At 53.6% G+C, this 25,951-nt stretch carries 27 protein-coding genes; 12 read left to right on the forward strand and 15 right to left on the reverse strand.

Translation table 11 applies throughout. From position 1 onward, the window contains the following. Positions 1-41: 41 nt before the first annotated feature. Positions 42-869, reverse strand: a complete 828-nt coding sequence (nadE, locus tag MC50_RS19005) for an ammonia-dependent NAD(+) synthetase (protein ID WP_004860911.1) — start codon at positions 867-869, stop codon at positions 42-44. Between the two features lie 229 nt (positions 870-1,098). Here nadE and osmE point away from each other — a divergent pair, with 229 nt between their 5' ends. The 7 genes from osmE to chbG all read left to right on the forward strand — a co-directional run bounded on the left by osmE (position 1,099) and on the right by chbG (position 7,037). Further along, a complete protein-coding gene (gene osmE, locus MC50_RS19010; protein ID WP_032688164.1) occupies positions 1,099-1,437 on the forward strand; it encodes an osmotically-inducible lipoprotein OsmE in 339 nt (112 codons plus the stop codon). 281 nt (positions 1,438-1,718) lie between these two features. Continuing rightward, the gene (chbB, locus tag MC50_RS19015; protein WP_032688160.1) at positions 1,719-2,039 is read left to right on the forward strand and encodes a PTS N,N'-diacetylchitobiose transporter subunit IIB; all 321 of its coding nucleotides are present in this window, start codon (positions 1,719-1,721) and stop codon (positions 2,037-2,039) included. A 168-nt stretch (positions 2,040-2,207) separates the two neighbouring features. Beyond that, positions 2,208-3,566 carry a PTS N,N'-diacetylchitobiose transporter subunit IIC gene (gene chbC / locus MC50_RS19020; RefSeq protein WP_032688158.1) on the forward strand — a complete coding sequence of 453 codons (1,359 nt, stop codon included), beginning with the start codon at positions 2,208-2,210 and terminating at the stop codon, positions 3,564-3,566. A gap of 52 nt (positions 3,567-3,618) precedes the next feature. Beyond that, complete coding sequence (gene chbA / locus MC50_RS19025) at positions 3,619-3,966, forward strand: PTS N,N'-diacetylchitobiose transporter subunit IIA (RefSeq protein ID WP_004860922.1); 348 nt, start codon at positions 3,619-3,621, stop codon at positions 3,964-3,966. A gap of 27 nt (positions 3,967-3,993) precedes the next feature. Continuing rightward, positions 3,994-4,818 (forward strand): transcriptional regulator ChbR, encoded by an 825-nt coding sequence (chbR, locus tag MC50_RS19030; RefSeq protein WP_004860924.1) that lies wholly within the window; start codon positions 3,994-3,996, stop codon positions 4,816-4,818. A gap of 102 nt (positions 4,819-4,920) precedes the next feature. Next, complete coding sequence (locus MC50_RS19035; protein ID WP_032695855.1) at positions 4,921-6,267, forward strand: 6-phospho-beta-glucosidase; 1,347 nt, start codon at positions 4,921-4,923, stop codon at positions 6,265-6,267. A gap of 11 nt (positions 6,268-6,278) precedes the next feature. Beyond that, complete coding sequence (chbG, locus tag MC50_RS19040) at positions 6,279-7,037, forward strand: chitin disaccharide deacetylase (protein WP_032688153.1); 759 nt, start codon at positions 6,279-6,281, stop codon at positions 7,035-7,037. 88 nt (positions 7,038-7,125) lie between these two features. Here chbG and katE read toward each other — a convergent pair whose 3' ends face one another. Then, positions 7,126-9,381 (reverse strand): catalase HPII, encoded by a 2,256-nt coding sequence (katE, locus tag MC50_RS19045; protein WP_047664720.1) that lies wholly within the window; start codon positions 9,379-9,381, stop codon positions 7,126-7,128. A 205-nt stretch (positions 9,382-9,586) separates the two neighbouring features. Between katE and cedA the strand changes: the two genes are divergently transcribed. Further along, positions 9,587-9,826 carry a cell division activator CedA gene (gene cedA, locus MC50_RS19050; RefSeq protein WP_004860939.1) on the forward strand — a complete coding sequence of 80 codons (240 nt, stop codon included), beginning with the start codon at positions 9,587-9,589 and terminating at the stop codon, positions 9,824-9,826. A 64-nt stretch (positions 9,827-9,890) separates the two neighbouring features. Here the strand turns inward: cedA and MC50_RS19055 are convergent, their stop codons facing one another. The 4 genes from MC50_RS19055 to hxpB form a co-directional block, all read right to left on the reverse strand. Continuing rightward, positions 9,891-11,282 (reverse strand): L-cystine transporter, encoded by a 1,392-nt coding sequence (locus MC50_RS19055; protein WP_032688150.1) that lies wholly within the window; start codon positions 11,280-11,282, stop codon positions 9,891-9,893. 131 nt (positions 11,283-11,413) lie between these two features. Beyond that, on the reverse strand, positions 11,414-12,004 hold the full coding sequence (locus tag MC50_RS19060) for a metal-dependent hydrolase (RefSeq protein WP_004860944.1): 591 nt from the start codon (positions 12,002-12,004) through the stop codon (positions 11,414-11,416). 91 nt (positions 12,005-12,095) lie between these two features. Then, a complete protein-coding gene (gene kduD, locus MC50_RS19065) occupies positions 12,096-12,857 on the reverse strand; it encodes a 2-dehydro-3-deoxy-D-gluconate 5-dehydrogenase KduD (protein WP_032688149.1) in 762 nt (253 codons plus the stop codon). A 112-nt stretch (positions 12,858-12,969) separates the two neighbouring features. Continuing rightward, a complete protein-coding gene (hxpB, locus tag MC50_RS19070; protein WP_047664722.1) occupies positions 12,970-13,671 on the reverse strand; it encodes a hexitol phosphatase HxpB in 702 nt (233 codons plus the stop codon). A gap of 133 nt (positions 13,672-13,804) precedes the next feature. Here hxpB and MC50_RS19075 point away from each other — a divergent pair, with 133 nt between their 5' ends. Next, positions 13,805-14,341, forward strand: coding sequence for a YniB family protein (locus MC50_RS19075; protein WP_032688147.1), 537 nt, complete (start codon positions 13,805-13,807; stop codon positions 14,339-14,341). A gap of 27 nt (positions 14,342-14,368) precedes the next feature. Here the strand turns inward: MC50_RS19075 and yciA are convergent, their stop codons facing one another. The 5 genes from yciA to MC50_RS19100 all read right to left on the reverse strand — a co-directional run bounded on the left by yciA (position 14,369) and on the right by MC50_RS19100 (position 19,287). Beyond that, positions 14,369-14,767: an acyl-CoA thioester hydrolase YciA gene (gene yciA / locus MC50_RS19080; RefSeq protein WP_004860955.1), complete on the reverse strand. Its 399-nt coding sequence runs from the start codon at positions 14,765-14,767 to the stop codon at positions 14,369-14,371. Between the two features lie 99 nt (positions 14,768-14,866). After that, positions 14,867-17,050: a TonB-dependent siderophore receptor gene (locus tag MC50_RS19085; RefSeq protein WP_032688145.1), complete on the reverse strand. Its 2,184-nt coding sequence runs from the start codon at positions 17,048-17,050 to the stop codon at positions 14,867-14,869. 462 nt (positions 17,051-17,512) lie between these two features. Next, the gene (locus tag MC50_RS19090; protein ID WP_004860967.1) at positions 17,513-18,052 is read right to left on the reverse strand and encodes a septation protein A; all 540 of its coding nucleotides are present in this window, start codon (positions 18,050-18,052) and stop codon (positions 17,513-17,515) included. Between the two features lie 52 nt (positions 18,053-18,104). Beyond that, positions 18,105-18,848, reverse strand: a complete 744-nt coding sequence (locus tag MC50_RS19095) for a YciC family protein (RefSeq protein ID WP_032695858.1) — start codon at positions 18,846-18,848, stop codon at positions 18,105-18,107. A gap of 25 nt (positions 18,849-18,873) precedes the next feature. Then, on the reverse strand, positions 18,874-19,287 hold the full coding sequence (locus MC50_RS19100; protein ID WP_032688143.1) for a YkgJ family cysteine cluster protein: 414 nt from the start codon (positions 19,285-19,287) through the stop codon (positions 18,874-18,876). A 273-nt stretch (positions 19,288-19,560) separates the two neighbouring features. Here MC50_RS19100 and ompW point away from each other — a divergent pair, with 273 nt between their 5' ends. Further along, entirely contained in the window at positions 19,561-20,196 is a 636-nt protein-coding gene (gene ompW / locus MC50_RS19105; protein WP_032688142.1) for an outer membrane protein OmpW, read from the forward strand. A gap of 405 nt (positions 20,197-20,601) precedes the next feature. Here the strand turns inward: ompW and MC50_RS19110 are convergent, their stop codons facing one another. Beyond that, positions 20,602-21,717, reverse strand: coding sequence for a nickel/cobalt efflux protein RcnA (locus MC50_RS19110; protein WP_047664724.1), 1,116 nt, complete (start codon positions 21,715-21,717; stop codon positions 20,602-20,604). Positions 21,718-21,837: 120 nt separating this feature from the next. Between MC50_RS19110 and rcnR the strand changes: the two genes are divergently transcribed. After that, complete coding sequence (gene rcnR / locus MC50_RS19115) at positions 21,838-22,110, forward strand: Ni(II)/Co(II)-binding transcriptional repressor RcnR (RefSeq protein ID WP_032695861.1); 273 nt, start codon at positions 21,838-21,840, stop codon at positions 22,108-22,110. 148 nt (positions 22,111-22,258) lie between these two features. Here rcnR and MC50_RS19120 read toward each other — a convergent pair whose 3' ends face one another. From MC50_RS19120 to MC50_RS19130, 3 genes are all read right to left on the reverse strand, one after another. Further along, complete coding sequence (locus tag MC50_RS19120; RefSeq protein ID WP_080748464.1) at positions 22,259-23,422, reverse strand: type I restriction endonuclease; 1,164 nt, start codon at positions 23,420-23,422, stop codon at positions 22,259-22,261. A gap of 68 nt (positions 23,423-23,490) precedes the next feature. Next, positions 23,491-23,847, reverse strand: a complete 357-nt coding sequence (locus tag MC50_RS19125) for a helix-turn-helix domain-containing protein (RefSeq protein ID WP_032688140.1) — start codon at positions 23,845-23,847, stop codon at positions 23,491-23,493. A gap of 378 nt (positions 23,848-24,225) precedes the next feature. Beyond that, complete coding sequence (locus MC50_RS19130; RefSeq protein ID WP_047664728.1) at positions 24,226-24,927, reverse strand: SDR family NAD(P)-dependent oxidoreductase; 702 nt, start codon at positions 24,925-24,927, stop codon at positions 24,226-24,228. Between the two features lie 121 nt (positions 24,928-25,048). Between MC50_RS19130 and MC50_RS19135 the strand changes: the two genes are divergently transcribed. Continuing rightward, complete coding sequence (locus tag MC50_RS19135) at positions 25,049-25,951, forward strand: LysR family transcriptional regulator (protein WP_102990893.1); 903 nt, start codon at positions 25,049-25,051, stop codon at positions 25,949-25,951.

The raw sequence follows: 25,951 nt of genomic DNA on the forward strand, positions 1-25,951 counted from the left end.
ACCCCGGCGAGGGCCGGGGTCAGAGACATGCGGGGAACGCGTTATTTTTTCCAGAAGTCATCGAAAACGGTGATCGGCGTCCGGCGCTTATGTTCGGTTTTCAGATACCAGCCTTCAATAATTCTGGCGATGCTCGCATCCAGCGTTTTGCCTTCCAGATAGTCATCAATATTGTCGTAGGTCACGCCCAGCGCAGCTTCATCCGGCAGAGACGGGCGGTCGTCTTCCAGGTCGGCGGTCGGCAGTTTCTTATACAGATGCTCCGGGCAGCCCAGCAGCGCCAGCAGCTGCTTACCCTGGCGCTTATTGAGACGGAAGATAGGGTTGATATCCGTGCCGCCGTCACCGTACTTGGTAAAGAAGCCGGTAATCGCCTCAGCCGCATGGTCAGTGCCTACCACCACGCCGTGGGTCATCCCGGCAATACTGTACTGCGCTTTCATGCGTTCACGGGCTTTCTCATTGCCGCGAACAAAGTCGCTGAGCTCAATACCGGCTTCCCGCAATGCCTGCTCGCTGGCCAGTACGGCACCTTTAATATTCACCGTCAGCACCCGATCCGGCTGGATGAAGGCGATCGCATCCTGGCAATCCTGCTCATCCGCCTGGACGCCGTAAGGCAGGCGTACGGCAATAAACTGCAGCTTTTCATCGCCGGTTTCGGCACGCAGTTCATTGATCGCCTGCTGACAAAGTTTGCCTGTCAGGGTTGAATCCTGGCCGCCGCTGATTCCCAGAACCAGTGACTTAATAAAAGGGTAGGTCTGCAAGTACGACTTCAAAAAGTCCACGCTGCGGCGAATTTCACCCTCAGCATCGATCTGGGGCTTTGCGCCCAGCGCCTGAATAATTTCTTGTTGTAGCGTCATCGCGCCCTCCGGAAAGTGAATCTGTTTGGCTGCCAGTAAGGGTTAAAGCTACCTCTTTGCCGGGAAAACGACAAGGATCACAGAATTGAGTGGTGCAAAAGAAAGCAATCAATGACATAGGATTTTTTTATTAGAAAGAGCTTAAATTTGCCCCTTTTGTACCTTCGGCTTGAAAAATAACGGTATTTATTCCAGGCTTATTAACACGCAGAATAAAAGAGGACGCAATATGAACAAGAATTTATCAGGATTTCTGGGCGCAGCAGCAGTTTTGACCATGCTGGCAGGTTGTACGGCTTACGATCGTACCGCCGATCAGTTCACTCAACCGGTCGTCAAAGATGTCAAAAAAGGGATGACCCGGTCACAGGTTTTACAGATTGCCGGTAAACCTTCTTCTGAGGTCACCATGATCCACGCACGCGGAACCTGTCAGACCTATATCCTGGGTCAACGAGATGGTAAACTGGAGACCTACTTTGTTGCCCTCGACGATACCGGTCGCGTCATGAACTCCGGCTACCAGACCTGTGCGGAGTACGATACCGACCCGCGCAACAGCAAGTAATGCAACATGCTGAGATCTACGAAAGCCCGACCATTGGTCGGGTTTTTTTATGATGGCTAATGCTTATTTAATTGCGCGAATTATTTGGGGGAAATGTGAGGGTAGTCAAAACACGAGGTCAATGAGAGACAATTTTGATTAACCAGGAATTATCCAGGCCCCGCACGATGCCGTATACTCAATGCATAAACAATACTAATTGAATGATTACCTGTCTTCGCCGGCTTTCAGACAGAAGGTGCTACTGAAGCCGCCAGGTCTCACAAATTGAGGAAGCGCTCATGGAAAAGAAACACATCTATTTGTTTTGCTCGGCTGGAATGTCTACTTCACTGCTGGTCTCTAAAATGCGTGCACAGGCGGAAAAATATGAAGTGCCGGTCATCATTGAGGCCTATCCTGAGACACTTGCTGGAGAAAAAGGCCCTGAAGCCGATGTCGTATTATTAGGTCCACAAATTGCGTATATGCTTCCGGAAATTCAGCGGCTGTTGTCGAATAAGCCGGTGGAAGTTATCGACTCTGTGCTTTATGGCAAAGTCGATGGGTTAGGTGTACTAAAAGCGGCCGTTGCGGCCATTAAGAAAGCTGCTGCACAATAATTTAATTTTAAAACTCAATATCTTTTTGGTTTTCGCTGAGTCAACAGTGCGCTAAAGCATTATCTGATTTTCGGCATAGCGAAAGGTGAGAGTTTATTTTCCCGTCAAAGAGTAATTTCATACATCTATGCCGTAATGATTCGATTACGGCTTTTAAGGGTATTTGCTATGAGTAAAGTGATTGACTCGCTTGAAAAGGTACTCCTTCCTTTTGCAGTTAAAATAGGAAAGCAACCGCACATTAATGCGATTAAAAACGGCTTTATTAAATTAATGCCGCTGACCCTCGCGGGGGCCATGTTCGTATTAATCAACAACGTTTTTCTGAGCTTTGGTGAGGGGTCTTTCTTCTATTCAATGGGTATTCGCCTGGATGGCTCGACCATTGAAACGTTAAATGGCTTTAAGGCTATCGGCGGCAACGTTTATAACGGGACGTTAGGGATAATGTCGCTGATGGCGCCGTTCTTTATTGGCATGGCGCTGGCTGAAGAGCGTAAAGTCGATCCGCTGGCTGCGGGGCTGTTATCGGTCGCTGCCTTTATGACCGTTACACCTTACAGCGTGGGCGAGGCCTATGCGGTCGGCGCAAACTGGCTGGGTGGGGCAAACATTATCTCGGGCATGATTATTGGCCTGCTGGTGGCGGAAATGTTCACCTTTGTTATCCGTCGCAACTGGGTTATTACCCTGCCGGACAGCGTACCGTCCTCGGTATCACGCTCATTCTCAGCGCTGATCCCGGGCTTCCTGATCCTCTCCGTATTCGGCATTATCTCCTGGCTGTTGGCCAACCATGGCAGCAACTTCCACCAGATCATCATGGACTCCATCTCCAGACCGCTGGCGTCGATGGGCAGCGTGGTGGGATGGGCCTACGTTATCTTTAACTCCCTGCTGTGGTTCTTCGGCGTACACGGGTCTCTGGCGCTGACCGCACTGGACAACGGCATCATGACCCCGTGGGCGCTGGAAAACATCGCGCTGTACAACCAGTACGGTTCCGTTGAAGCTGCTATCGCTGCGGGCAAAGAGTTCCACTTCTGGGCCAAGCCGATGCTCGACTCCTATATCCTGCTGGGGGGTTCCGGGGCCACGCTGGGTCTGATTATCGCCATCTTCATCGGCTCACGCCGCGCAGATCACCGCCAGGTGGCGAAACTGGCGCTGCCGTCAGGCATCTTCCAGATTAACGAGCCGATTCTGTTTGGTTTGCCGATTATCATGAACCCGGTGATGTTTATCCCGTTCGTCCTGATTCAGCCGATTCTGGCGGCGATTACGCTGGCTGCTTACTCGATGGGGATTATCCCGCCGGTGACCAATCTGGCGCCGTGGACCATGCCTACCGGCCTCGGGGCGTTCTTTAACAGTAACGGGAGTATCGCCGCACTTTGCGTGGCGCTGTTCAACCTGTGTGTGTCGGTGCTGGTTTACCTGCCGTTCGTCGCGGTCTCCAATAAGGCACAGGCGGTTATTGAAGAGCAGGAAAGCGAAGAAGATATCGCTAACGCGCTGAAATTCTGATGTCGAGCGGTACGGGAGCTTTCCCGTACCGCCTGAGAAATGAGGAAATACTATGTTTGATCTGGACAATATCGAAGCGGTTGACGCACCTGAGAATGACCTCGAAGAGGTGGTGATGGGGCTGATTATCAACTCCGGACAGGCCCGTAGCCTGGCATATGCTGCCCTTAAGCAGGCCAAGCAGGGAGATTTCGCCGCCGCTAAAAACATGATGGAGCAGTCGCGAATGGCGCTCAGCGAAGCGCATCGCGTGCAAACACAGCTCATTGAAAGCGATGAAGGCGAAGGCAAAATGAAGGTCAGTCTGGTACTGGTTCATGCGCAGGATCATCTGATGACCTCAATGCTGGCGCGTGAGCTGGTTGCCGAATTGATTGAGCTGCATGAGAAGGTACAATAGGCCATCAACACGATGAGGCAGCCAAAGATGATAACCACCGAAATCAGTACCGCACGGGAACAACAGCTTTTCAACGGGAAAAATTTTCATGTGGTTATCTACAACAAAACGGAGAGCGTAAGCGGGCTTCACCAGCATGATTATTACGAGTACACCATCGTTTTAACCGGGCGCTATTATCAGGAAATCAATGGCAAACGGGTGTTGCTGGAGCGCGGGGACTTTGTCTTTATCCCGATGGGGTCGCACCACCAGAGTTTTTATGCTTTTGGCGCGACTCGCATCCTTAACGTCGGCATCAGCAAAAGTTTCTTTGAGAAACACTATCTGCCGCTGCTGCCGTTTGGTCTGGTTGCTTCGCAGGTCTACGCGGTAAAAAGTACCTTTCTCAGCTACATCGAGTCGGTTATCGCTTCGCTGAACTTTCGCGAAACTGAGTTTGACGAATTTATTGAGCTGGTCTCGTTTTATACCATTAACCGTTTACGGCATTATCGCGAGGAGCCGGTGCAGGATGTCATTCCGCAATGGCTGAAAAATACCGTCGAAGATATGCACGATAAGCTGAAGTTTGGCGAAGGCGCGCTGGAAAATATGGTCGCGCTCTCCGGGAAAACGCAGGAATATTTAACCCGGGCAACCCAACGCTATTATGGTAAAACGCCGATGCAGATTATTAATGATATTCGCATCAATTTCGCCAAGAAACAGCTGGAAATCACCAACTACTCGGTAACCGATATTGCTTACGAATCGGGGTACAGTAGCCCAAGTCTGTTTATTAAAACATTCAAGAAGCTGACTTCGTTTACGCCAAGCAATTACCGAAAACAACTGACCAGCATTAATTAACCGGAGCGGAGTGTTCCGCGCCAGGACATATTCAATTTAACTTTCCGTCTCCAGGCGGAGGGTGGGCTACGTACAATTCGTAGTGCCCCAAGGGAGAATATAATGAGCCAGAAATTAAAAATTGTCACTATCGGCGGCGGCAGCAGCTATACCCCGGAATTACTGGAAGGGTTTATCAAACGTTATCACGAACTGCCGGTAACAGAATTGTGGCTGGTTGATGTAGAAGAAGGGCAGGAGAAACTCGATATTATCCATGCGCTGTGCCAGCGTATGGTGGAAAAAGCGGGCGTGCCGATGAAAGTCTACAAAACGCTGGATCGCCGCGCCGCGCTGGAAGGGGCTCATTTCGTCACCACGCAGCTGCGGGTTGGCCAGCTGAAGGCGCGTGAAAAAGATGAACGTATTCCGCTCAGTCACGGCTATCTCGGTCAGGAGACTAACGGCGCCGGCGGTCTGTTTAAAGGTCTGCGTACCATTCCGGTTATTTTTGATATCGTGAAGGATGTACAGGAGATCTGCCCGGATGCCTGGATCATCAACTTTACCAACCCGGCGGGGATGGTTACCGAGGCGGTGTATCGCCACACCAACTTTAAGCGCTTTATCGGCGTGTGTAATATTCCGATCGGCATGAAAATGTTTATCACCGATGTGTTGCAGCTGACCCCGGAAGATGAACTGCATATCGACCTGTTTGGTCTCAATCACCTGGTGTTCGTTCGCGATGTGCTGGTGAATGGCAAATCGCGCTTCGACGAACTGCTCGATGGCGTTGCCTCCGGTACCCTGAGCGCCAACTCGGTGAAAAATATCTTCGATTTACCGTTCAGCGAAGGGCTGATCCGCTCGCTGCGCCTGATTCCGTGCTCCTATCTGCTCTACTACTTTAAACCTAAAGAGATGCTGGCCATCGAAATGGGCGAGTATTACAAAGGCGGCGCGCGCGCCCAGGTGGTGCAGAAGGTGGAAAAACAGCTGTTTGAGCTGTACAAAAATCCGGATCTGAATGTGAAGCCGAAAGAGCTGGAGCTGCGCGGCGGCGCCTATTATTCCGATGCGGCCTGCGAGGTGATTAACGCCATCTACAATGACAAGCAGGCCGAGCACTACGTTAACATTCCGCATCATGGCCATATTGATAATATTCCGGCGGACTGGGCGGTGGAAATGACCTGTACGTTGGGGCGCGAAGGGGCAACGCCGACACCGCGCATCACCCATTTCGATGAGAAAGTGCTGGGGCTGATTTATACCATCAAAGGCTTCGAAGTGGCGGCCAGCCAGGCGGCGATGAGCGGTGAGCTGGACGATGTGTTGCTGGCGCTCAATTTGAGCCCGCTGATTCACTCTGACCGCGATGCTGAGCAGCTGGCACGCGAAATGATCCTCGCGCACGAAAAGTGGCTGCCCAACTTTGCCGCGACAATCGAGAAACTGAAAGCGTAACGGGAGAGCTGATGGAACGCGTGTTAATCGTTAATGCCGACGATTTTGGCCTGAGCAAAGGTCAGAACTACGGCATTATTGAAGCCTGTAAAAATGGCCTGGTCACCTCAACAACGGCGCTGGTTAACGGGGCGGCGATTAGCCACGCGGCCCAGCTGAGCCGCTGCGTGCCGGAGCTGGGGGTCGGGATGCATTTTGTCCTGACTCTGGGGGAACCCTTGTCGGCGATGCCGGGGCTGACCCGCGAGGGGCGCCTGGGGAAGTGGATTTGGCAAATGGCGGAAGAGGATAGCCTGCCGCTGGATGAAATCGCGCATGAGCTGGAGTGTCAGTATCGTCGGTTTATCGAGCTGTTTGGCTGCGAGCCGACGCATATCGACAGCCATCACCATGTGCATATGATCGCCCGGATTTATCCCATTGTTGCCGCATTTGCGCGCGAGAAGGGGGTGGCACTGCGTATTGACCGTCAGCTCGCTCAGCGTGACAAACTGGCGCAGGATGCTGCGCGCAGCAGCGACGGTTTTGCCAGTGAGTTCTACGGCGAGGCCATCTCGGAGGCGCTGTTTTTACAAACCCTGGATGCCTCTATCCAGCGGGGCGAATCGTCTCTGGAAGTAATGTGCCACCCGGCGTTTGTTGATAACACCATCATGGGCAGCGCCTATTGCTACCCGCGGCTGGCAGAGCTGGAGGTGCTGACCTCGGCCTCACTCAAGTATGCGGTTGCCGAACGCGGGTACCGTTTAGGGACCTACCGCGACGTTTAACGCGGGTGGAGGGGAAGCGCCCGGCTTCCCCTGATTGCGCCCGTTCACCGGACATCCGGCGAGCGGGATCCCGCGCGGTCCTTTTCTGTCAGGCCGGAATAGTCGCCGTTTTACCGGCGCGCGACCACACCCGATGCGCCGCCATCAGCGTGAACAGCGTATCCATCGCCGGAGCGTCAATGACGTCTGCCTCGACAACGCCTTCCTCCCCCTGACTGGCGACCTGCAGCAGGGCCTTAAACTGGCGTCCGTCGCCCGCCAGCACGATCGGTTTTAAATGCTTATAGGCCTCCAGCAGGTAGTAATGCAGCTCCCCGCTGTTGCTGAGAAGGGACAAGTCGCCGCCCGGGACGATGACCGCATCGACCGTCAGCGACGGCGAACCGCTAAAGGTCCCGGCGATGGGCAGCCGCGTGCCGTCATCGGCAATCACTTCCCCCATCCGTGAATAAAGCAGTCGGGCATGAACCCCTTTCGCCTTCAGGGATTGCAGCAGGGTCAGCACATCCTGCGCTACCGGGCGATCGTTGAGCAACACGGCGACGACGCGGCCCTTGATCTCCCCGCCGGGGATAGCATACAGGCTCAGGCTGGGATCCTTTTTCACCCCGTTAACGTCCGGCGGCGGCGTGATCTTGCACTGCTCGTCGCTGAGCGTGATGCCTAAATTTTTGCCAACGGCCTGCGCCAGCGGGATATCGATGTGCGCCAGCTGGTCAACCACCCGTTCGCGGATCCATACCCGGACCACTTTGCTTAACTCAAAGCTAAAGGCATCAATAATATGCTGCTGCTCAACCGGCGTCTGGCTGCGCCAGAACAACAGCGGGTGGGCGTAATACTCGGCGAACGAGGGGCTACGCTGGCGAATTTTCTCACCGTCGACGCGCTCGGCGTACGACTCAAAACCGCCGCGCTTAGGGGCCGGTGGCGTTTCGCGCGGCCAGTTATCATTGATCGAGTTTGGCTCGTAGTTGGCGGGGTTGGTATCAATATCCATCCGGTGCATGCCGTCACGCTGGAAGTTGTGATACGGGCAGGTGGGTTTGTTAATCGGGATTTCATGGAAGTTAGGCCCGCCCAGACGGCTAATCTGCGTATCGGTATACGAGAAAAGGCGGCCCTGCAGTAACGGGTCGTTGCTGAAATCTATCCCCGGTACGATATGGCCTGGGTGGAACGCCGCCTGTTCGTTTTCGGCGAAGAAGTTATCCGGATTGCGGTTAAGCACCATTTTCCCGACCCTCTGTACCGGAACCAGCGCCTCGGGGATCAGCTTGGTGGGATCCAGCAGATCGAAGTCAAACGCCTGTTCATTCTCTTCCGGGATCAGCTGCAGACCCAGCTCATACTCCGGATAATCGCCGGCTTCTATCGCTTCCCACAGATCGCGGCGATGGAAATCCGGATCCCGACCGGTCAGCTTTTGCGACTCATCCCAGAGCAAAGAGGCTTTACCGGCCAGCGGTTTCCAGTGAAAACGGACAAAGGTGGCCTTACCGTCGGCATTGATCAGGCGGAAGGTGTGAATACCAAATCCTTCCATAGTGCGATAGCTGCGCGGTATGCCGCGGTCGGACATCGCCCACATCACGTTATGTAACGTTTCCGGCTGCAGCGAGACGTAATCCCAGAAGGTGTCATGGGCGCTTTGTCCCTGCGGGATAGCCCAGTGCGGTTCAGGCTTCACGGCATGAACGAAATCGGGGAATTTCAGCGCATCCTGGATGAAGAAGATCGGCGTGTTGTTCCCGACGAGGTCAAAAATGCCTTCATCGGTATAAAATTTGGTGGCGAAGCCGCGAATATCGCGCACCGTATCGGCCGAGCCGGCGCCGCCCTGGACGGTAGAAAAGCGTACGAATACCGGCGTTTTCCTCGCGGGATCGCAGAGAAAATCGGCTTTCGTGACGTCGCTCAGGTTGCGGTAGGGCTGAAAATAGCCGTGCGCCGCCGATCCGCGCGCATGGACGATGCGCTCCGGGATCCGCTCATGGTCAAAGTGAGTAATTTTTTCACGCAGAATAAAGTCTTCCAGCAGCGTGGGTCCCCGGTTCCCCGCGCGGAGCGAATTCTGATCGTCGGCAATACGTACCCCCTGATTGGTGGTCAGGGGGACGTTTTCGCTGTCTTTGCGCTGCTGCGCCAGCGCGTCAAGTTTGCTGCTGTGGATATCGGGCGCTTTGAGGCTTCCCGGTGCGCTGGGTTCTTCCCCAGGCGCCGTGGGATGCGGCGTCGGGCGCCATGATTGATCATCCGGAGCCAGAGCGTCCAGACCGGGCTGTGCTTCGCTGGCGTCGTGAGGCGCTTTGTGGTTTTGTGGTTTATGGTTCTTATCAGACATTGCTCGTCTCCTGTTTTCATTACTGAAAAATGGTCGTTGCGCTACCAAAACCCTTCTAACTATAGAACATCTCACCAGATGAGCCGGCTGGAGGCGTGAAAACTATCGCCCGGCGGCAGAACACACGTAAGGGGCGACGAAAGGCAGGGCAATCGGCTATGATAGCCGTTTCTGTTTCCCGCTTTGTTTAGTGAATCTATTGGTTATGAAAACACTTCGCCAACAAAACCGCCCTGTCATTAGCTACGTGCCTCGGGTGGAACCCGCCCCTCCGGAACACGCCGTCAAAATGGACGGTTTTCGCGATGTGTGGCTGTTGCGCGGCAAGTATGTCGCCTTTGTGCTGATGGGTGAACATTTCCGCCGTTCGCCAGCGTTTAGCGTCCCGGAAGCGGCGCAGCGCTGGGCCATGCAGATGCGCCAGGAAGGCGAAATTACCTCATGAAAGGGTAGAGAGAAATAAAAAAAAACCGCAGATAGCTATCTGCGGTTTTTTTGTGCCCGTTAGCTTAGCGATGCGCCAGCTCGGCGTCTTCTTCGCTGTCGAGAATCGTTTTGTCGGTCTGGCGCAGCCATTGGCTGGTCAGAGTACCGGCGGTCATTGAGCCGTTCACGTTCAATGCCGTACGGCCCATGTCGATCAGCGGTTCGACGGAAATAAGCAGCGCTACCAGCGTCACCGGCAGGCCCATGGCCGGCAGGACGATCAGCGCTGCGAACGTTGCGCCGCCGCCGACCCCCGCAACCCCAGCGGAGCTTACGGTGACGATGCCGACCAGCGTGGCGATCCACAGCGGATCAAACGGGTTGATACCGACGGTCGGGGCAACCATGACGGCCAGCATCGCCGGGTAGAGACCTGCACAACCGTTTTGACCGATAGTCGCGCCAAAGGAGGCTGAGAAGCTGGCGATGGATTCCGGTACGCCCAGACGGCGGGTTTGCGCTTCGACATTCAGCGGAATCGATGCGGCGCTGGAGCGGCTGGTGAAGGCGAAGGTCAGTACCGGCCACACCTTGCGGAAGTATTTCAGCGGGCTCACGCCGTTAATGGCCAGCAGCAGACCGTGAACCACAAACATAATGCCCAGGCCAAGGTAGGAGGCAATCACGAAGCTGCCGAGCTTGATGATGTCCTGCAGATTGGAACCGGCCACCACTTTGGTCATCAGCGCCAGCACGCCGTACGGCGTTAACTGCATGACCAGACGTACCAGCTTCATCACCCAGCTCTGCAGAGTGTCGATGGCGGTCAGGACGCGCTGGCCCTTTTCAACGTCATCTTTCAGCAGCTTCAGCGCCGCGACGCCGAGGAAGGCGGAGAAGATAACGATGCTGATGATCGAGGTCGGGTTCGCACCGGTCAGGTCGGCAAACGGGTTCTTCGGTACAAAAGAGAGGATCAGCTGCGGTACGCTCAGGTCGGCGACTTTACCGACATAGTTGCTCTGAATCGCATTCAGACGCGCGGTTTCCGCGCTGCCCTGCACCAGACCTTCGGCCGTCAGGCCGAACAGGTTGGTCACCAGCACGCCGACCAGCGCTGCAATCAGCGTGGTGAACAGCAGGGTACCGATGCTCAGGAAACTGATTTTTCCCAGCTGTGAGGCATTATGCAGGCGAGCAACGGCGCTGAGAATAGAAGCGAAAACCAGCGGCATGACGATCATCTGCAGTAGCTGGACATAGCCATTACCGACGATATTGAACCATTGAATGGAGTCTTTCAGCACCTGGCTGTCGGAACCATAAATCAACTGCAGCGCCAGGCCGAACACGACGCCAATGACGAGGCCGAGCAGTACTTTTTTGGCGAGGCTCCACTGTTTGTGGCGGGTTTGCCCCAGCGCAAACAGCAAAACCGCGAACACGATAACGTTCGCTACTAATGGAAAATTCATCCCCGTTCTCCTGATAGGTTTTTATCCGGCTGGTCTGTTACCAGCTCTAATGGCGCAAGGTTAGCAGAAGAGGAATTCATTACTTATATTCAAATGGAATGGTTTATAACTATTTTGATTCTTTTGCCTGTTTATCGTCCGGTCTGGTGACTAATAAAACGATTAAAGGTGATCTGCAGTGAATTAATCATCCCCGAAGACCAGCGCACGGCGCTGTTCTCTGCGAAAGTTTGTGGCATCCATACGGCATAAACGAACAGCGCCATACACAGCGCCCGCTCCAGCTGGTTGCCTTTACGCGGCGCGAGGATCGGCAGGCGGAAGCGCCAGCGGCAGGGCCACAGCAGCGGTACCCCCGCCGGGGTGAGCATATCGGCAAGAATATGGCTGAGATAGCCCAGTACCAGCCCCTGCACGGCATCGGCGGGCACGAACCAGCTTTCCGGCACTTTCAGATAAAACAGCGTGATAGCGCCAAAAACCGCCAGCAGGCTATGGGTGAACCCGCGGTGGCCAAAGGCGCGGGCGACGGGCTTCGATATCCAGCTTAGCCGCTGCCCGAGAAAGGACTTCGGATGGTCGATATCCGGCAGCAGGCAGGTCAGTACCGCTGAGGGAACAATATGCCACCAGTCACCCTGTGCCAGTACGGGGGTTAATTCCGCATTTTTCGCAAATACCGCACAGGCGATAGAAAAGAAGAGATGACCTTCCGCCGTCATGATAAAAACCCTAAACTGTCAATTCATACAGTATAGGGTTTTTATACAGTGTGTGAAAGAGGTGACGGTGTAACTCTTTGTCACAAAACTATTAACGTGCCAGCCAGCCGCCATCAACCGCCAGCGTATATCCATTGATGTAATTCGCAGCCGACGACGCCAGGAACACCACCGGGCCCTGTAAATCATCCGGGACGCCCCAGCGCCCGGCCGGGATACGGTCGAGGATCTCTTTACTGCGATCGGCATCATCGCGTAACTGCCGGGTATTATCGGTGGCCATATACCCGGGGGCGATGGCATTGACGTTGATATTCTGCCCGGCCCATTCGTTGGCCATCAGGCGGGTTAAACCGAGCACGCCGCTTTTTGAGGCCGTATACGAGGGGACGCGAATCCCGCCCTGAAACGAGAGCATGGAGGCGATGTTAATGATCTTTCCGCCGCTGCCCTGCTGAATAAACTGCCTGGCGACCGCCTGCGATAAAAAGAACACCGACTTGAGGTTGAGATTGATGACGTCGTCCCACTCTTTTTCGCTAAAGGTGAGCGCATCGGCGCGGCGTATTGTACCGGCATTATTAACCAGAATGTCCACCCGGCCCATGGCGGAGACGGCTTGCGCGACGATGTCGGCGATAGCATCCTGGCGGCTGAGGTCAGCCTGAATGGCGGTGAATCGACGCCCGAGCGCCAGGACCTGTTCGGCCGTTTCATGTGGGATCTTGCGATTGACGCCGACGATATCGCAGCCGGCCTGGGCAAGGGCCAGGGTCATTCCCTGGCCCAACCCGGTGTCACATCCCGTCACGATGGCGACCTTACCCGTCAGGTCGAAGGTGTTAAGTACCATATGCACCTCTGTCTGCTGATTTATGCGTTTAATAACGCCGTTTTTTCAAGCATAGAGGGTGCTGAGCGGAAAAACAATTAAAAATGAAACATCGTTTTATTTTTGTGATGATTCAACCGCTGTGCGCCGATCGCTGGTCGGAAAGCAGGCCGCAGAGCTCGCTGGCGCTGAGTGACTCCAGCGTCGTAAGCTTCACGTCTGCCAGCACAAAACGCGGATCGTGGCGATTTTCCTCGGCCGGAACGACGATAGAGCGCATGCGGGCTGCCTTACTGGCGATCATTCCGTTGACCGAATCCTCCAGCGCGACGCAGGCCATCGGGTCCACGCCCAGACTGGCGGCGCAGTTGAGATAGACCTGAGGATGGGGCTTGCTGTACGGCAGTGATTCTGCGGAGGCAAGGGCGTCAAACTGCTCGCGCAGCTCGAACATGGTGAGGACCTTTTCCAGCATTCGCAGCGGCGAGGCCGATGCCAGGCCCACTTTCAACCCTTGTGCCTTACACAAGGCGACGGCTTCTCGTACGCCGGGTAACAGAGGGCGGGAGGCTTCAACCAGCTCAATCGCGCGGTTGATAATCCGTGCGGTGACTTCAGCGCGATCCGCGCCTTTCCATGGCTGCTGGGCAAACCACAGATCCACCACTAAATCGATGCGCAGTCCCAGCGTATCGGGCAGCTCATCGCGGCGGCTGATATCGACCCCGAGGCTTTCAATGACCTCCAGCTCCGCCTGATCCCATAGCGGCTCGGAATCAATCAGTAATCCATCCATATCGAAAATAGCGGCATGAATTTGTCGCCTGGCTGACATAAGTCCTTCTCCTGTAGCGCAAGTAGATAACGAATTGGTCCTCATGGTATATCATACCGCGCATTATTGGGCGAAATTCGCCGCTGAGGGTAGACTTAGACGGTGATTAAGGCGTCTTAAACAAGGGGAATCCATGACGTATCAACAAGCTGGACGCATTGCAGTACTTAAACGTATTTTAGGGTGGGTTATTTTTATACCCGCGGTGATTTCAACGCTAATTTCGGTACTGAAGTTTATGTACGAACACAGCGAAAAAAAACCGGGCATTGATGCGGTACTGATGGATTTTGCGCACGTCATGATTGAAATGATGCGTTTCAATACGCCGTTCCTCAACTTTTTCTGGTACAACTCGCCGCTGCCGGATTTTAAACACAGCCTGAATATTGGCTTCTGGATTATCTATATCCTGGTGTTTGTCGGCATGGCGCTGCAGGCGTCAGGCGCGCGCATGAGCCGTCAGGCCAGGTTCCTGCGTGAAGGAGTTGAAGATCAGCTGATTCTTGAACAGGCGAAGGGGCCAGAAGGGCTCAGCCGTGAGCAAATTGCGGCGCGTATCGTGGTACCTCGCCATACGATTCTGGTGCAGTACTTCCCGCTGTATATCCTGCCGGTTGTCATGATTGTTCTTGGCTATGTGTTCTTCTCGCTGCTCGGATTTTTGTAAAAAATGGCCCGGCACGCCGGGCACTTTTTATTCGCCAGGTATCGCGCGCGGCTTACCCTGATTGTCGACCGCCACGTAGATAAACAGGGCTTCCGTGGCTTTATAACGTTGGCCAATCGGCTCAGACGACACTTTCTTCACCCACACTTCGATGTTGATGGTGATAGAGGTGTTGCCGCGTTTCACGCAGCGTGCGTAGCAGCACACCACGTCACCCACGGCCACCGGCCGTAAAAAGGTCATTCCGTCAACGCGCACGGTCACCACGCGACCCTGCGCAATCTCTTTGGCCATAATCGCGCCGCCGATATCCATCTGCGACATCAACCAGCCGCCAAAAATATCGCCATTGGCGTTCGTGTCCGCTGGCATAGCCAGGGTGCGTAAAACCATTTCGCCCTTCGGGGTGAGATCTGTTGTTGTCATTCTGTACTCTGTGCTGGTCAAAGAAGATCAGCGCGATGCTACTATGAAAATGGCAGGGAGAAAACAGGGGAATACGCCCGCGGCTGCGGGCGTGGGTATTCAGAAGGAGAGGGTGACGCCGGCGTAATAGGCGCGACCGGGTTCGTTATAGGTCGAAGCGCCCGCGTTTTCGCGATAAATTTGCTTATCGAACAGGTTACTGATGCCGGCATTCAGGCGAAGATCTTTCAACAGCTGGTAGTTCGCACCGATACCGACAACGGAATAGGCACCGACTTCATTCGTGGCGAGCGTGCCGGTCTCGTTGCGGATCTCCGCATACTGACGCGGTTTCTGGCGGCCGTACATCGTCCAGTTGACGTTGGCCGAAAGTTTGCTGTTGACCTGCCAGTCCAGCATGGTGTTAATCGTATATTTCGGGATCACCGACAGCGGATTACCGGTATCTTTGTTCTCCGATTTGATCATATAGGTCGCATTGGTTCGCCAGTCCAGCGTGTCGGCCACAATCGGGATGAGCAGGGTGCCTTCCAGCCCTTCGACGACCGCTTTGCCGCCGTTTTGCCATTGCAGAATATTGTTGCCGCTCGAGGTATAGCCCAGCACATCGGTACCGGAGACGATTTTGTTTTTATAATCGTTACGGAACCACGTTACCCCCGCGTTATAGCCGTTGAGGTTAAATTCAAGGCCGAGCTCTTTATTGATGCTGATTTCCGGATCGAGGTCCGGGTTGCCGAGCAGGTAGCAGCTGCCGTTGCTGATGGTGTTCGGGCAGCCGTTGCCGCGGGTCGACAGCAGATAGCCTTCGCTGGACTGGTACAGGTTTGGGGCCTTGAAGACACGTGCAATGCCGGCTTTGACTTTGAACATCTCGCCCAGCTCCTGCGCCAGGTTCAGGCTCGGGCTCCAGTTACTGCCAAATTCATTGTGATAGTCAAAACGCAGTCCGGGGATGATATTGGTGCCCGGCATCGCCTCAATATTATCTTCCAGGTAGAGGCCGGTGAGGGTCGCGCTGTTGGTGGTGCTGCGCTGGGAGGCCTCGCCTGAGGTGCCCGGGATGGTCTCGCCGCTGACGTTGGTTGCCTGCATGGAGGCGGGGTCGTTGAGTTCATCGCGGTTCCACTCCATCCCGAGGGTCAGGGTCTGGTCGGCCAGCCAGTGGAAGGGGAGATTCAGCTCGCCGGTCGAACGCCAGGATTCAAGGCGGCTGGTGGCGTACTCATCGCTGTTGATCATCCCTTCTACGCGCCCGGTAGAACCTTCCTGCAGACGAGTGTTATTGGTTTTCTCGTAATAGACTCCGGCTTTGGACTGGCCCCAGTCCCAGATTCCGTTATAGGTCAGCCCCCAGGACTGGCGATACAGACGGTTGGTTTCATGGCCATACAGCTCGCTGACCAGGCCATCGGGGCTGAGGTTGCCGTTACTGTATTGGGTATCACCGGCGTAAATATTGCCCTGGCGGCTATAGGCGTAGTTAAAATCGACAATCTGCTGCGGCGTCAGTTTCCATGACAGCAGGGCGTTGATGTCCTTGTTGCGCACCCCTTCGCGACCGGCGGCGTACGAACCATTTTGCGCATGGTTGATGTCCCAGGCGTCGGCATCCGTTTTATTGATGTTACCGTACAGCCGCATGGTCAGCGCATCGCCGGCCAGCGGTCCGTTGAGGCTAAAGTTGGCGCGATTCGTCGCCCCCTCTTTGTTGTTTTCCGGCTGGTTGGTATAAAACGATAGCGAGCCATGCCAGTCGTTGGTGGGGCGTTTGGTAATGATATTGACCACGCCGCCGGCGGCACCGGATCCGTAGCGGGCTGCTGCCGGGCCGCGCAGAACTTCAATGCGTTCGACCATCTCCGGTGGCACCCAGTTGCTATCCCCGCGGGTATCACGTTCGCCGCGCCAGCTGTAGCGTACCGAGTTACGGGAGGTGACCGGTACGCCATCGATCAGGATGAGGGTGTTCTCCGGCCCCATTCCGCGAATATCGATCTGCCGGTTGTTGCCCCGGCTGCCGCTGGCGCTGTTGCCGGTTAAATTGACGCCGGGCATTTTACGAATGATTTCCGACAGGTCGTTAACCGGGGGATCCCGGGCAATATCTTCAGCGGTGATGACAGATACCCCCGGCTGCTGCTTGAGTGCTTCTTCAGCCGTGCTGTGTACCACCATAGTTTCGGTATCGCGTTCAACCTCGTCAGCAAAGGCGTCGGGCGTCAGAAAGCCTGCAAATACCAGCGCGAGGGGCGTAATGGCATAATAGTTCTGCGATCTCATTGTAAATATCCATATCAAAGCGTTAAAAATTGAGAATGCGAATATCAATGATAATTATTATCATTTCAATGTGTGCAAATGAATCTTCATCAAATCCTCACAATTGGCGCAATTTTCCCGGGTTATGGCAGAAATGGTGAATAAACGGGCGGGATTGACGTCGGCTGCAGGAGATAGCTGTCGGCGCCGCGGGGAATAAGGCGCAGAGTGGGTGGGTTATCGGGGCCAGTGTTTGTCTTCTTTCGTCTCAGACTCGGTGGACGTTTGCCGCTGATGCCAGGCCGCAGTTCCGCCAGACGGATACAGGTGAGTGCGCTTACTGAACGGTTTTCTACGCAAGACGCGGGTCAGGAAAACGGCAAATAACGCGAGTCTCAAGAGCAAGCGCTGAAAACGAGGAGAGGGGAATACGCAACGCAAAGGAGAGCGGGGGCAAAAGCGATACCCCCGGCTTGCCGTTGATTAGTGGTTATCGTCCTGCGGCATATGGCGATAGATGTACACGCCGCTCAACAGCGTGAAGACCAGCGTCAGCGCCGTCAGGCCGAAGACCTTGAAGTTGACCCAGATATTCTGCGGCAACCAGAAAGCGATATAGATATTGGCCAGACCGCAGAGAATAAAAAACAGCGCCCAGGCGAGATTCAGACGCGACCAGACCTGCTGCGGCAGGGTCAGCTCTTTGCCGAGCATGCGTTGAATCAATGGCTTTTTCATCACCCATTGGCTGAACAGCAAAGCGCCGGCAAACAGAGCGTAGATGACCGTGACCTTCCATTTTATAAACTCATCATTATGGAAGAAAATGGTCAGGCCGCCAAATACAGCAACCAGCACAAAGGTAATCAGCGCCATCTTTTCGACTTTACGATAGCGTACCCAGGTATAGATCAGCACGATAGCGGTGGCGATAATCAGCGCGGTGGTTGCGGCGTAGATATCGTAGAGCTTGTAGAAGGCGAAGAAGACTACCAGCGGTAAAAAATCCAGAAACTGCTTCATACATCGGACCCGTCGTTCAGATAGGGCCGGAAGAGTCCCGGCCCAGGTTAATTTAGTTGCGGATAAGCATATACAGGCGGAACAAATAGATCAGCAACAGTGCAGAGATCAGATTGCTGATCGTATTGATAACCACCGCGCCGACGTTCGGCGTCAGTACCGCAAAGCTGGATGCAAACAGCAGCAGTAGCGTTTTCGCCAGCAGCCAGCCAATCACCGCCGGGGCGACCAGACGCATATTGGCCCACACCAGACGCATACTGCTGCGCATGGCGTTAAAAATCCCCAGCTTATCCTGCACCAGCATGATGGGGGCAAAAGCCAGCACGATAGCGAGCAGCACGCCCGGCACCAGCACCAGCATCATCCCCATCTGCACCACAAAGGTGGTGAACAGGATCAGCAGCAGCAGCTTTGGCAGTACCGGCGCAGAAGCTCCGATAGCGCGCAGCGCGCTGACCCGCTGTCCGGCGGAGACCAGCTGAATCATCAGCAGCACGCCGCCGGCCAGAATGGCGTTACCCACCAGACCGGAGAAGGTCGATGCGGCCGAGGCGCGCAGCAGGATCTGCTGTTGCTCCGGGGTCATGTTTTGCACCAGCTCAAACAGCCCGGCGCTCCCCGCCAGATTATCCCCTTCGCTCAGAATCGAGAGCTGCTCTTCACTGGGTGAAAAAGCATGGCCAAGGACTACCGTAATGAACGCGCATAACAACGCAATCAGTAAAATGGTGACAAACTGATTACGAAAAAAATTTCCCGTGTCACGGTAGACGGTCTTCGCCGTGATAGACATGCACTCTCCTTGAGTATTGCAGGTGTTAACTAGCCGGCGATTGTACCGCAAATCCCTCGTGGGTAGCAGCCTCTGCCGTTGTCAGGCTAAGTATATCTTTGTAAAGAGGGATGAGCGGCGGCAGGCCGTAGCGGGCGCGGGCCCGGTTGCAGGCTTCGTTTACCTCGCCGCCTTCACCGGACTGGGCGAATTCGCGGCAGGGAGAGGGGCGGTGCTGATAAATTGAGCAGTGCACCGATTCGCCGATTTCCCCCTTGAGGGCGGCGCAGCGGCTTTGTCGTTGGTTGGTGCCGCTCATGCAGCGCAGAAAAGGGGTTAGCGGCTCGGTAAGCTTCGTCGGCACAACGCCGCCGGCATCGTCGGCTTCCGCCCAGTAGAAAGAGACTCGAAAATACGCACAACAGGCACCGCACGTCATGCACGGGTTGATTTCACTCATGATTACACCTGATAAAAACGCATCAACACAGATTGTCGGCAGATAAATTATCCAGACGCATCGAAGGCGGCAAGGGGCGGGGAAAAATTTTTTCGCTGCCCGGAAAGTGAAAATTGATGTGAATGTGAGTTTTTTGGTATCGCCATGAAAGTAAAAATTAATCTGGATCAATAAATGTTAAATCTCACAACTTTATGTGATCGAGAACGGATCAAAGGTAACTCGTTATGGGTATATTAGCCCGCGCTGAATAACCATAATGAGGAAGTGGATATGAAAAAGTTAGCAGCGGTTGGCATTATTTTGAGTACCCTTTCCGGCAGCGTCTGGGCGCATGAAGCCGGAGAGTTTTTTATTCGTGCGGGTTCGGCCACCGTTCGACCGACGGAAGGTTCTGATAACGTGTTAGGCAGTCTGGGCGGGTTTAACGTCAGTAATAACACGCAGCTGGGCTTGACCTTCACCTATATGGCGACGGACAACATCGGCGTTGAACTACTGGCGGCCACGCCATTCCGTCACAAGGTTGGCACTGGCCCGACCGGGACCATCGCCACCGTGAATCAGCTGCCGCCAACGCTGATGGCGCAATGGTATTTCGGCGATGCCCAGAGCAAAGTACGCCCGTATATCGGTGCAGGTATTAACTACACCACCTTCTTTAATGCCGACTTTAATGACACCGGTAAAAATGCCGGGTTGAGCGATCTGAGTCTTAAAGACTCCTGGGGAGCGGCAGGTCAGGTGGGGCTGGATTACCTGATTAACCGCGACTGGTTGCTGAACATGTCGCTGTGGTACATGGATATCGACACCGATGTGAAATTTAAAGCCGGCGGCGTGGACCAGAAAGTCAGTACTCGCATCGATCCGTGGGTGTTTATGTTCTCTGCCGGCTACCGGTTCTGAGTTCTTCTGCAAACCCCTTCTAAAAAACTGGTCATGATATGACCAGTTTTTTATTTCCTACGGACCCTCTCAGTTATCCCCTGTGACGTTATGCCGCTTCGCACAAGCGAGCCCCCTGATGATGGTCAGTTATTTTGTCTAATAATCGCTTATGAATTGCCTGTCCGGGGAATTTTGCCGCGAGGGATGCAAGGAGAGCAAAGATACAGCTTTGCATGACTGTTGAGTGTGATGGTAACGGGTTGTACTTAGGTGACGGACGGTACCATGCAAACAACAGATAAATACGGAAAAGAGGCGAGAATCGAGCGGATAAAGGCGGCTATTAATCCGCGGGGTTATGGTCAGTCAGCCTGTTCCTCTTCTTGATACTCAGCGCGAAGAAGAGGAACAAGATGAACAGGATTAGCTCAGCAGGACGATCCCGCTGTGGATAGCCAGATAGAGACCCATCGCGGCAATCAGCAGGCTTGAAAAATAGGGGGCTCTGCGGGCAATAGTATGAAAACCGTCCCAGCGTCTGGCGACCTGACGGACGCCGATTGCAGCCCCCACGCCCACCGTCACCAGCGTCAGGGCAAGTCCAATACTAAAACTCACCACCAGCGTTGCGCCCAGCGCCAGGGCTTTGATCTGGATACAAATCAACATTACCGTAATGGCCGCAGGACAGGGGATTAACCCGCCGGTCAGGCCAAAGAGTAAAATCTGCCCGTTGGTGACCTCTTTATTGGTGAACCGTTTTTCTATGTCGTGCGCGTGGGCCAACTCATGCGCATCCCGGTACGCTGTGGAATCGACATCCAGCCCTTCAAGTTCCGTATGATCGTGCGTATGTTCATGCTCGCAAAATTCCAGGTCGTAATCATGGACATGGCCGCGATGTCCCAGCGACAGGCGAACGCGAAAATCATGTGGTTCCGGAATGGAGGATGTTGACTGCAGATAGCTACCGCAATCGACAAAAGCAAATGACTGCGTACCAGCGGGCGATTCTCGCTGCGTGACTAACGAAACAGTCCCGGCATCCCATTCTCTTCCGCTGAGCGTACGTATACGCCAGTGCGGCGGCTGACCCTCTTCAAAAATGGACAGTTCCACTTCGCCATGACCGGTATCGATCAGTCTTGATTCATCATGATGGTGCCGCTCGCTTTCCTGCTGGCTGGTCAGCCAGTTTTTTTCTCCCTTCCAGGTTCGGCAGAACATCCAGACGGCGGTACCGAGAATGATGATGGCAGAAACCAACTGCAGCCACGGCTCAGCCGATTCGGCGGTAAAGCGGTTACTGATATACATTCCGCCAAAAGCAATCAGCCAGACGATGGCGGTGTGTGAAAGAGTGGCCGCGAGTCCGAGCATGGCAGCCTGTCTGGCCGTGCCTTTTATGGCAATGATGAAGGCCGCCATCATCGTTTTTGAATGTCCTGGCTCCAGCCCATGAAGTGCGCCGAGAAGCACCGCGCCTGGAATGAAGAACCAGGCGTTTCCTTGCTGAAGTAGTGTTGTAAAGTCGGTCATGAGTCGAATTCTGGGTCGTGGAAGGTGTCTGGATTCTACTCCCCCCCAGTACTAAATACTACCCCCCAGTAGAATCGTAATGGTAGAATCAGCCACGACTTTTCCATGGGAGATTGCAGCATGTCGCATACCATCCGCGATCAAAAAAAGCTTAAAGCCCGCACCAACAAGATTCAGGGGCAGGTCATTGCGCTGAAAAAAATGCTCGATGAACCGCATGAATGTGCCGCCGTGCTTCAACAGATCGCCGCAATACGCGGGGCGGTCAATGGATTAATGCGTGAGGTCATTAAAGGCCATCTGGTCGAGCACATTGTTCATGAAGGGGACGAGGCGAAGCGAGAAGAAGATCTGGAGGTTATTTTGAAAGTACTGGACTCCTATATTAAGTGATAACTCCGTGGCAGTCTGATTTTTCCGGCGTGAGTGACGAAACCGCAGATGTTGATGTCACAACTAGTTGTGCCAGCGACACCTGACGATTTTAACTATGCAGAAGGCATCATTAAAAAATCCCGCATATCGCGGGATTGAGTGTATTTCAAGTAGTCTCATTTTTTTTCTTTTTGAAGTTTTCATCATTAGTTACATACTGGAGTGCGTCTAATATCAACCCAGATATCCTTAGAATATCCTCGGGTTTGTCGAGGTATATTCTCGTCCCATCATGCTCAAGTCGTGCACGTGATATTTCATTGATTGCTATAGGTGTTAATTCAATAGGTATTTGTATGGACGAGCGACTTTTTTTATCATAATAGCGCACGATCCATCTGTTTGTTTTCCCCTGATAAAGAACACCATAGTATGATTCCGTGTCTTTAGCTTGAATATCTTTGTCGGCACCTATTATTGACACGATCTTTTCAAAAAGTGAACGCTCATTTGGCGTTGTCACAATATTAGGGTTGTCTGGGTCAACCAGGTCGACTGCGGTGTCAGTGACCGTGACCTCACTGATTTCTTTAGTCGTTGTTTCGTCGGCGATTTGCGCATTTGCAGAAAGACCGGATACCACCATGGCGCTAACTGAACGTTGTACCGCCTCTCTTACCAAAGGGGTGATTGAGTCAATAAATCTCTGGTTGAGCTGGCGACCAATATTTGCACGCGATGCAACATATCTTACAAATTCAGAATCAATATCTTTCATGCTAGAGCTTATGACTTTAGAGAAGGCTGAGATGTATACACTTTCTTCAGCAAGAGTCCTTAGCGCCTCAGGTTTAAATTTATCATGGCGAAACCTAAATAGTTGTTCGGCATCTGCGTCAGTAATGCTGTCCATTCTAATTCTTAAGAATGGTGTTGGATCCATGATGTTCTTTTCCTGGAGGTCAGTGAAAAAACGCCATTCTAATCCATTTGTTATCGCTGAAATTGTCACCTCTGGAGTACAGTTAAAGTAGCGTGAAAGTTGTGGGCAGTGGTTATCAATTCTCTCTTTAAAGGCCTTTGCTTCAATGAACATGACCGGCACACCCTGGCAAAAGAGAGCATAGTCGACTCTTTCTCCCACTTTTACACCCGGGAAGTCAGCACCATATTCTGCTTTCACTTTCTGCGGATCATATGAATTAAATCCAAGAGTGTCCAAAAATGGTAATATCAACGCCTGTTTGGTCGTTTCTTCAGTTGTGCAATGAATACCAACATTTTTGACATGTTCAATGTGATTTTTAAGTCTTAATTTGAAGTTTTCCATTACCATCAGTTACCTTTGCATGTGTAGTAGATTTAAAAGGGCGTTTAATGTGGATGGCAGCCCTTAAGCTATTTTTCAACATACTCATTAATTTCTTTTAATCTGCGGTTAAATGCTCGTAGCATTTTTCTTTGTTCGTTCTTTGGTAACTTTCTGAATATGCACAGTAATTTTTTCTCATCACTGCATGGCAAATGGGGTGTGCTGTCATCTTTCCCAAACATTAGTTCAGAAGGTTCCATACCTAAATACTTGGATAAAGTTATTGCATCATTAACGTCGATACGGCGTATTCCTGACTCATAATTGCCAATGCGTGACTGAGCCCAGCCACACATCTCGGCTAGTGCTTTTTGTGAAACCCCTCGCATTCCTCGCGCTTCTTTCAGGCGGGATGCTATCTTTTCGTTTTCTCCTTTCCTCATATAATGGGCGTCCTCATGACCTCTATTTGTGTTCAGGATAAAGCACAGATTGTGTTTTTTCTGAAGATAGACGGTTTCATAAGCTTTTTTTGTGAGTGAAATAACAAACTGAAGGATATTTATTTTCTGTTAAAAGTTGTTGTGTGGTTTTTTAAGAAGGAAACATGATAGTTGGGATTCTTTTTTGCGATTTATTTTATATCTATTTAGCATTCATTCCTGCTGCTGTCTTTTTTAGATATAAGGCGGGTTTCTTAACGATAGAGGTTTCGGCGTCAAATTTAACACCGATGTCCTGGAACGATGGGAATTGATGCGTTCTGCGGGATAATCGTCCCAGGCTCTTTCAAGGCGGAGGACGCGCTGGCCTATCCGGGATCACCACGGCACGGTTCTGCCCTGATAATCCAGGTACTCCAGACCAGGCCTCTGCTGTTTCGCCAGCAGCACGTTAACCAGATGAGGAATCGTCTCTTCGATACTCAGCGGCGCGTCATCGCCACCCAGCGCGGTACGAATCCACCCCGGCGCCATCACCACCAGCGGACGTGATGTCGAGCGGGCGGCAAAACTGCGCATAAACATATTCAGCGCTGCTTTACTGCCGCGGTAGAGCTCGCGCTGGCCGCGGAGATTATTGGTCAGGCTGCCCTGGCCTGAGGACATCGCCCCCAGCAGGCCCTGCGGCGTCACATGGTGCTGAAGGCGTTCAAGTACCCGCATTGGCGCAAGGGCATTCGTCAGCATTACCGCAATAAACTCCGCGGTGGAGACTTCGCCAATGGTCTGCGTCGGATCGCGATTGGTGGTGCCCGCATTAACAAACAGCATATCCAGGCGGTCAGCGGAGAGCTTTGTATCCAGCGCGGCCAACTGGTCATTGTCACACATATCCAGCGTTTCCAGACGTACCCGATCGGGGTTTTCCTGCGCGAGTTGATGCAGCGGGGTGGTGGGTTGAATATCGCGTACGGTGCCGATCACATTCCAGCCATGGCGCAGAAATTCAGCGGCCATCGCATGGCCGAGACCGCGTGAAGCGCCGACAATCAGGACGGTAGGGCGAACGATCGTGGTCATAATAAAACTCCCTGAGCAAAGCGTGAGTCCATGACTATAGTCATAGGACATATCAGGCGGAAGGCGCAGCATTTGCAGTAATAAGATGCAGCAGACGCCATGACTGAACCCAGGAACGCAAATGACCGATCCCGATTTTAATTTACTTGTGGCGCTGGATATTTTACTGGCGGAAGAGAGCGTGGCGGGGGCGGCGCGACGCGCAGGGCTTAGCGCCTCGGCGATGAGCCGCACCCTGACCCGTCTACGTGAGGTCACCGGTGACCCGTTACTGGTGAGAGCCGGGCGCAAAATGGTCTTAACGCCGCATGCGCAAAACTTAAAAGCGCGAACGCAAAACGTAGTTTCTGAGATGCGTTCGGTGCTCAACAACTCCGCTGCGCCGCTTCATCTTCCGACGCTGGAGCAAACCTTTACTCTGCGTACCAACGAGGGGTTTGTCGAAGCTTTTGGCCCGGCATTAATTTGTGCCTGTGCGGCGCAGGCGCCGGGAGTGAAGCTTAATTTCGTCGCCAAAAGTGAAAAAGGACCGCAGTTTCTGCGCGACGGGAGCGTGGATCTGGAGATTGGGGTGCTGAAAAATATGGGGCCGGAAATTCGGCTGCAGGCACTGTTTCGCGATCGTTTTGTTGGCGTACTGGCTCCAACACATCCCCTGGCGCAGGGCGGACAAATTACTCCCGAGCGCTATGCCGCCTGCGAGCATGTGATTGTTTCCCGCCATGGGATGGTCCGTGGGCCCGTGGATGACGCGCTGGCGGAATTGGGTCTGAGCCGCAAAATTGCGGCGGTGGTGCCGGGGTTTACCGCTGCGCTGGCGGTTGCCCGAGACTCGCAGCTGGTGGCGCTGGTCCCGGCTTCTTGTCTGTGTCATGGCATGCAGGAGGGCATCGTCGCGTTTGAACTGCCGGTCAGCACACCGGAGATTACCGTCTCGCAGATGTGGCATCCGCGTCAGGAGCTTGCCCCCGGTCATGGCTGGCTGCGCCAGCAGGTGTTGAGCGTTTGTCGGCAGGTGGCATGA

This window comes from Klebsiella planticola, assembly GCF_000783935.2.
GTDB lineage: Bacteria > Pseudomonadota > Gammaproteobacteria > Enterobacterales > Enterobacteriaceae > Klebsiella > Klebsiella planticola.

What these genes read in the sequence shown, in the direction of transcription:
- kduD (WP_032688149.1), bottom strand. Translation starts at nt 12,857, where the DNA reads ATGGTACTTAACACCTTCGACCTGACGGGTAAGGTCGCCATCGTGACG.
- MC50_RS19135 (WP_102990893.1), top strand. Translation starts at nt 25,049, where the DNA reads ATGACCGATCCCGATTTTAATTTACTTGTGGCGCTGGATATTTTACTG.
- osmE (WP_032688164.1), top strand. Translation starts at nt 1,099, where the DNA reads ATGAACAAGAATTTATCAGGATTTCTGGGCGCAGCAGCAGTTTTGACC.
- MC50_RS19095 (WP_032695858.1), bottom strand. Translation starts at nt 18,848, where the DNA reads ATGTCTATCACGGCGAAGACCGTCTACCGTGACACGGGAAATTTTTTT.
- MC50_RS19100 (WP_032688143.1), bottom strand. Translation starts at nt 19,287, where the DNA reads ATGAGTGAAATCAACCCGTGCATGACGTGCGGTGCCTGTTGTGCGTAT.
- chbB (WP_032688160.1), top strand. Translation starts at nt 1,719, where the DNA reads ATGGAAAAGAAACACATCTATTTGTTTTGCTCGGCTGGAATGTCTACT.
- MC50_RS19085 (WP_032688145.1), bottom strand. Translation starts at nt 17,050, where the DNA reads ATGAGATCGCAGAACTATTATGCCATTACGCCCCTCGCGCTGGTATTT.
- hxpB (WP_047664722.1), bottom strand. Translation starts at nt 13,671, where the DNA reads ATGTCAGCCAGGCGACAAATTCATGCCGCTATTTTCGATATGGATGGA.
- yciA (WP_004860955.1), bottom strand. Translation starts at nt 14,767, where the DNA reads ATGACAACAACAGATCTCACCCCGAAGGGCGAAATGGTTTTACGCACC.
- chbA (WP_004860922.1), top strand. Translation starts at nt 3,619, where the DNA reads ATGTTTGATCTGGACAATATCGAAGCGGTTGACGCACCTGAGAATGAC.
- chbG (WP_032688153.1), top strand. Translation starts at nt 6,279, where the DNA reads ATGGAACGCGTGTTAATCGTTAATGCCGACGATTTTGGCCTGAGCAAA.
- nadE (WP_004860911.1), bottom strand. Translation starts at nt 869, where the DNA reads ATGACGCTACAACAAGAAATTATTCAGGCGCTGGGCGCAAAGCCCCAG.
- MC50_RS19075 (WP_032688147.1), top strand. Translation starts at nt 13,805, where the DNA reads ATGACGTATCAACAAGCTGGACGCATTGCAGTACTTAAACGTATTTTA.
- MC50_RS19060 (WP_004860944.1), bottom strand. Translation starts at nt 12,004, where the DNA reads ATGACGGCGGAAGGTCATCTCTTCTTTTCTATCGCCTGTGCGGTATTT.
- MC50_RS19120 (WP_080748464.1), bottom strand. Translation starts at nt 23,422, where the DNA reads ATGGAAAACTTCAAATTAAGACTTAAAAATCACATTGAACATGTCAAA.
- ompW (WP_032688142.1), top strand. Translation starts at nt 19,561, where the DNA reads ATGAAAAAGTTAGCAGCGGTTGGCATTATTTTGAGTACCCTTTCCGGC.
- MC50_RS19130 (WP_047664728.1), bottom strand. Translation starts at nt 24,927, where the DNA reads ATGACCACGATCGTTCGCCCTACCGTCCTGATTGTCGGCGCTTCACGC.
- MC50_RS19110 (WP_047664724.1), bottom strand. Translation starts at nt 21,717, where the DNA reads ATGACCGACTTTACAACACTACTTCAGCAAGGAAACGCCTGGTTCTTC.
- katE (WP_047664720.1), bottom strand. Translation starts at nt 9,381, where the DNA reads ATGTCTGATAAGAACCATAAACCACAAAACCACAAAGCGCCTCACGAC.
- MC50_RS19125 (WP_032688140.1), bottom strand. Translation starts at nt 23,847, where the DNA reads ATGAGGAAAGGAGAAAACGAAAAGATAGCATCCCGCCTGAAAGAAGCG.
- MC50_RS19090 (WP_004860967.1), bottom strand. Translation starts at nt 18,052, where the DNA reads ATGAAGCAGTTTCTGGATTTTTTACCGCTGGTAGTCTTCTTCGCCTTC.
- cedA (WP_004860939.1), top strand. Translation starts at nt 9,587, where the DNA reads ATGAAAACACTTCGCCAACAAAACCGCCCTGTCATTAGCTACGTGCCT.
- MC50_RS19035 (WP_032695855.1), top strand. Translation starts at nt 4,921, where the DNA reads ATGAGCCAGAAATTAAAAATTGTCACTATCGGCGGCGGCAGCAGCTAT.
- rcnR (WP_032695861.1), top strand. Translation starts at nt 21,838, where the DNA reads ATGTCGCATACCATCCGCGATCAAAAAAAGCTTAAAGCCCGCACCAAC.
- chbR (WP_004860924.1), top strand. Translation starts at nt 3,994, where the DNA reads ATGATAACCACCGAAATCAGTACCGCACGGGAACAACAGCTTTTCAAC.
- MC50_RS19055 (WP_032688150.1), bottom strand. Translation starts at nt 11,282, where the DNA reads ATGAATTTTCCATTAGTAGCGAACGTTATCGTGTTCGCGGTTTTGCTG.
- chbC (WP_032688158.1), top strand. Translation starts at nt 2,208, where the DNA reads ATGAGTAAAGTGATTGACTCGCTTGAAAAGGTACTCCTTCCTTTTGCA.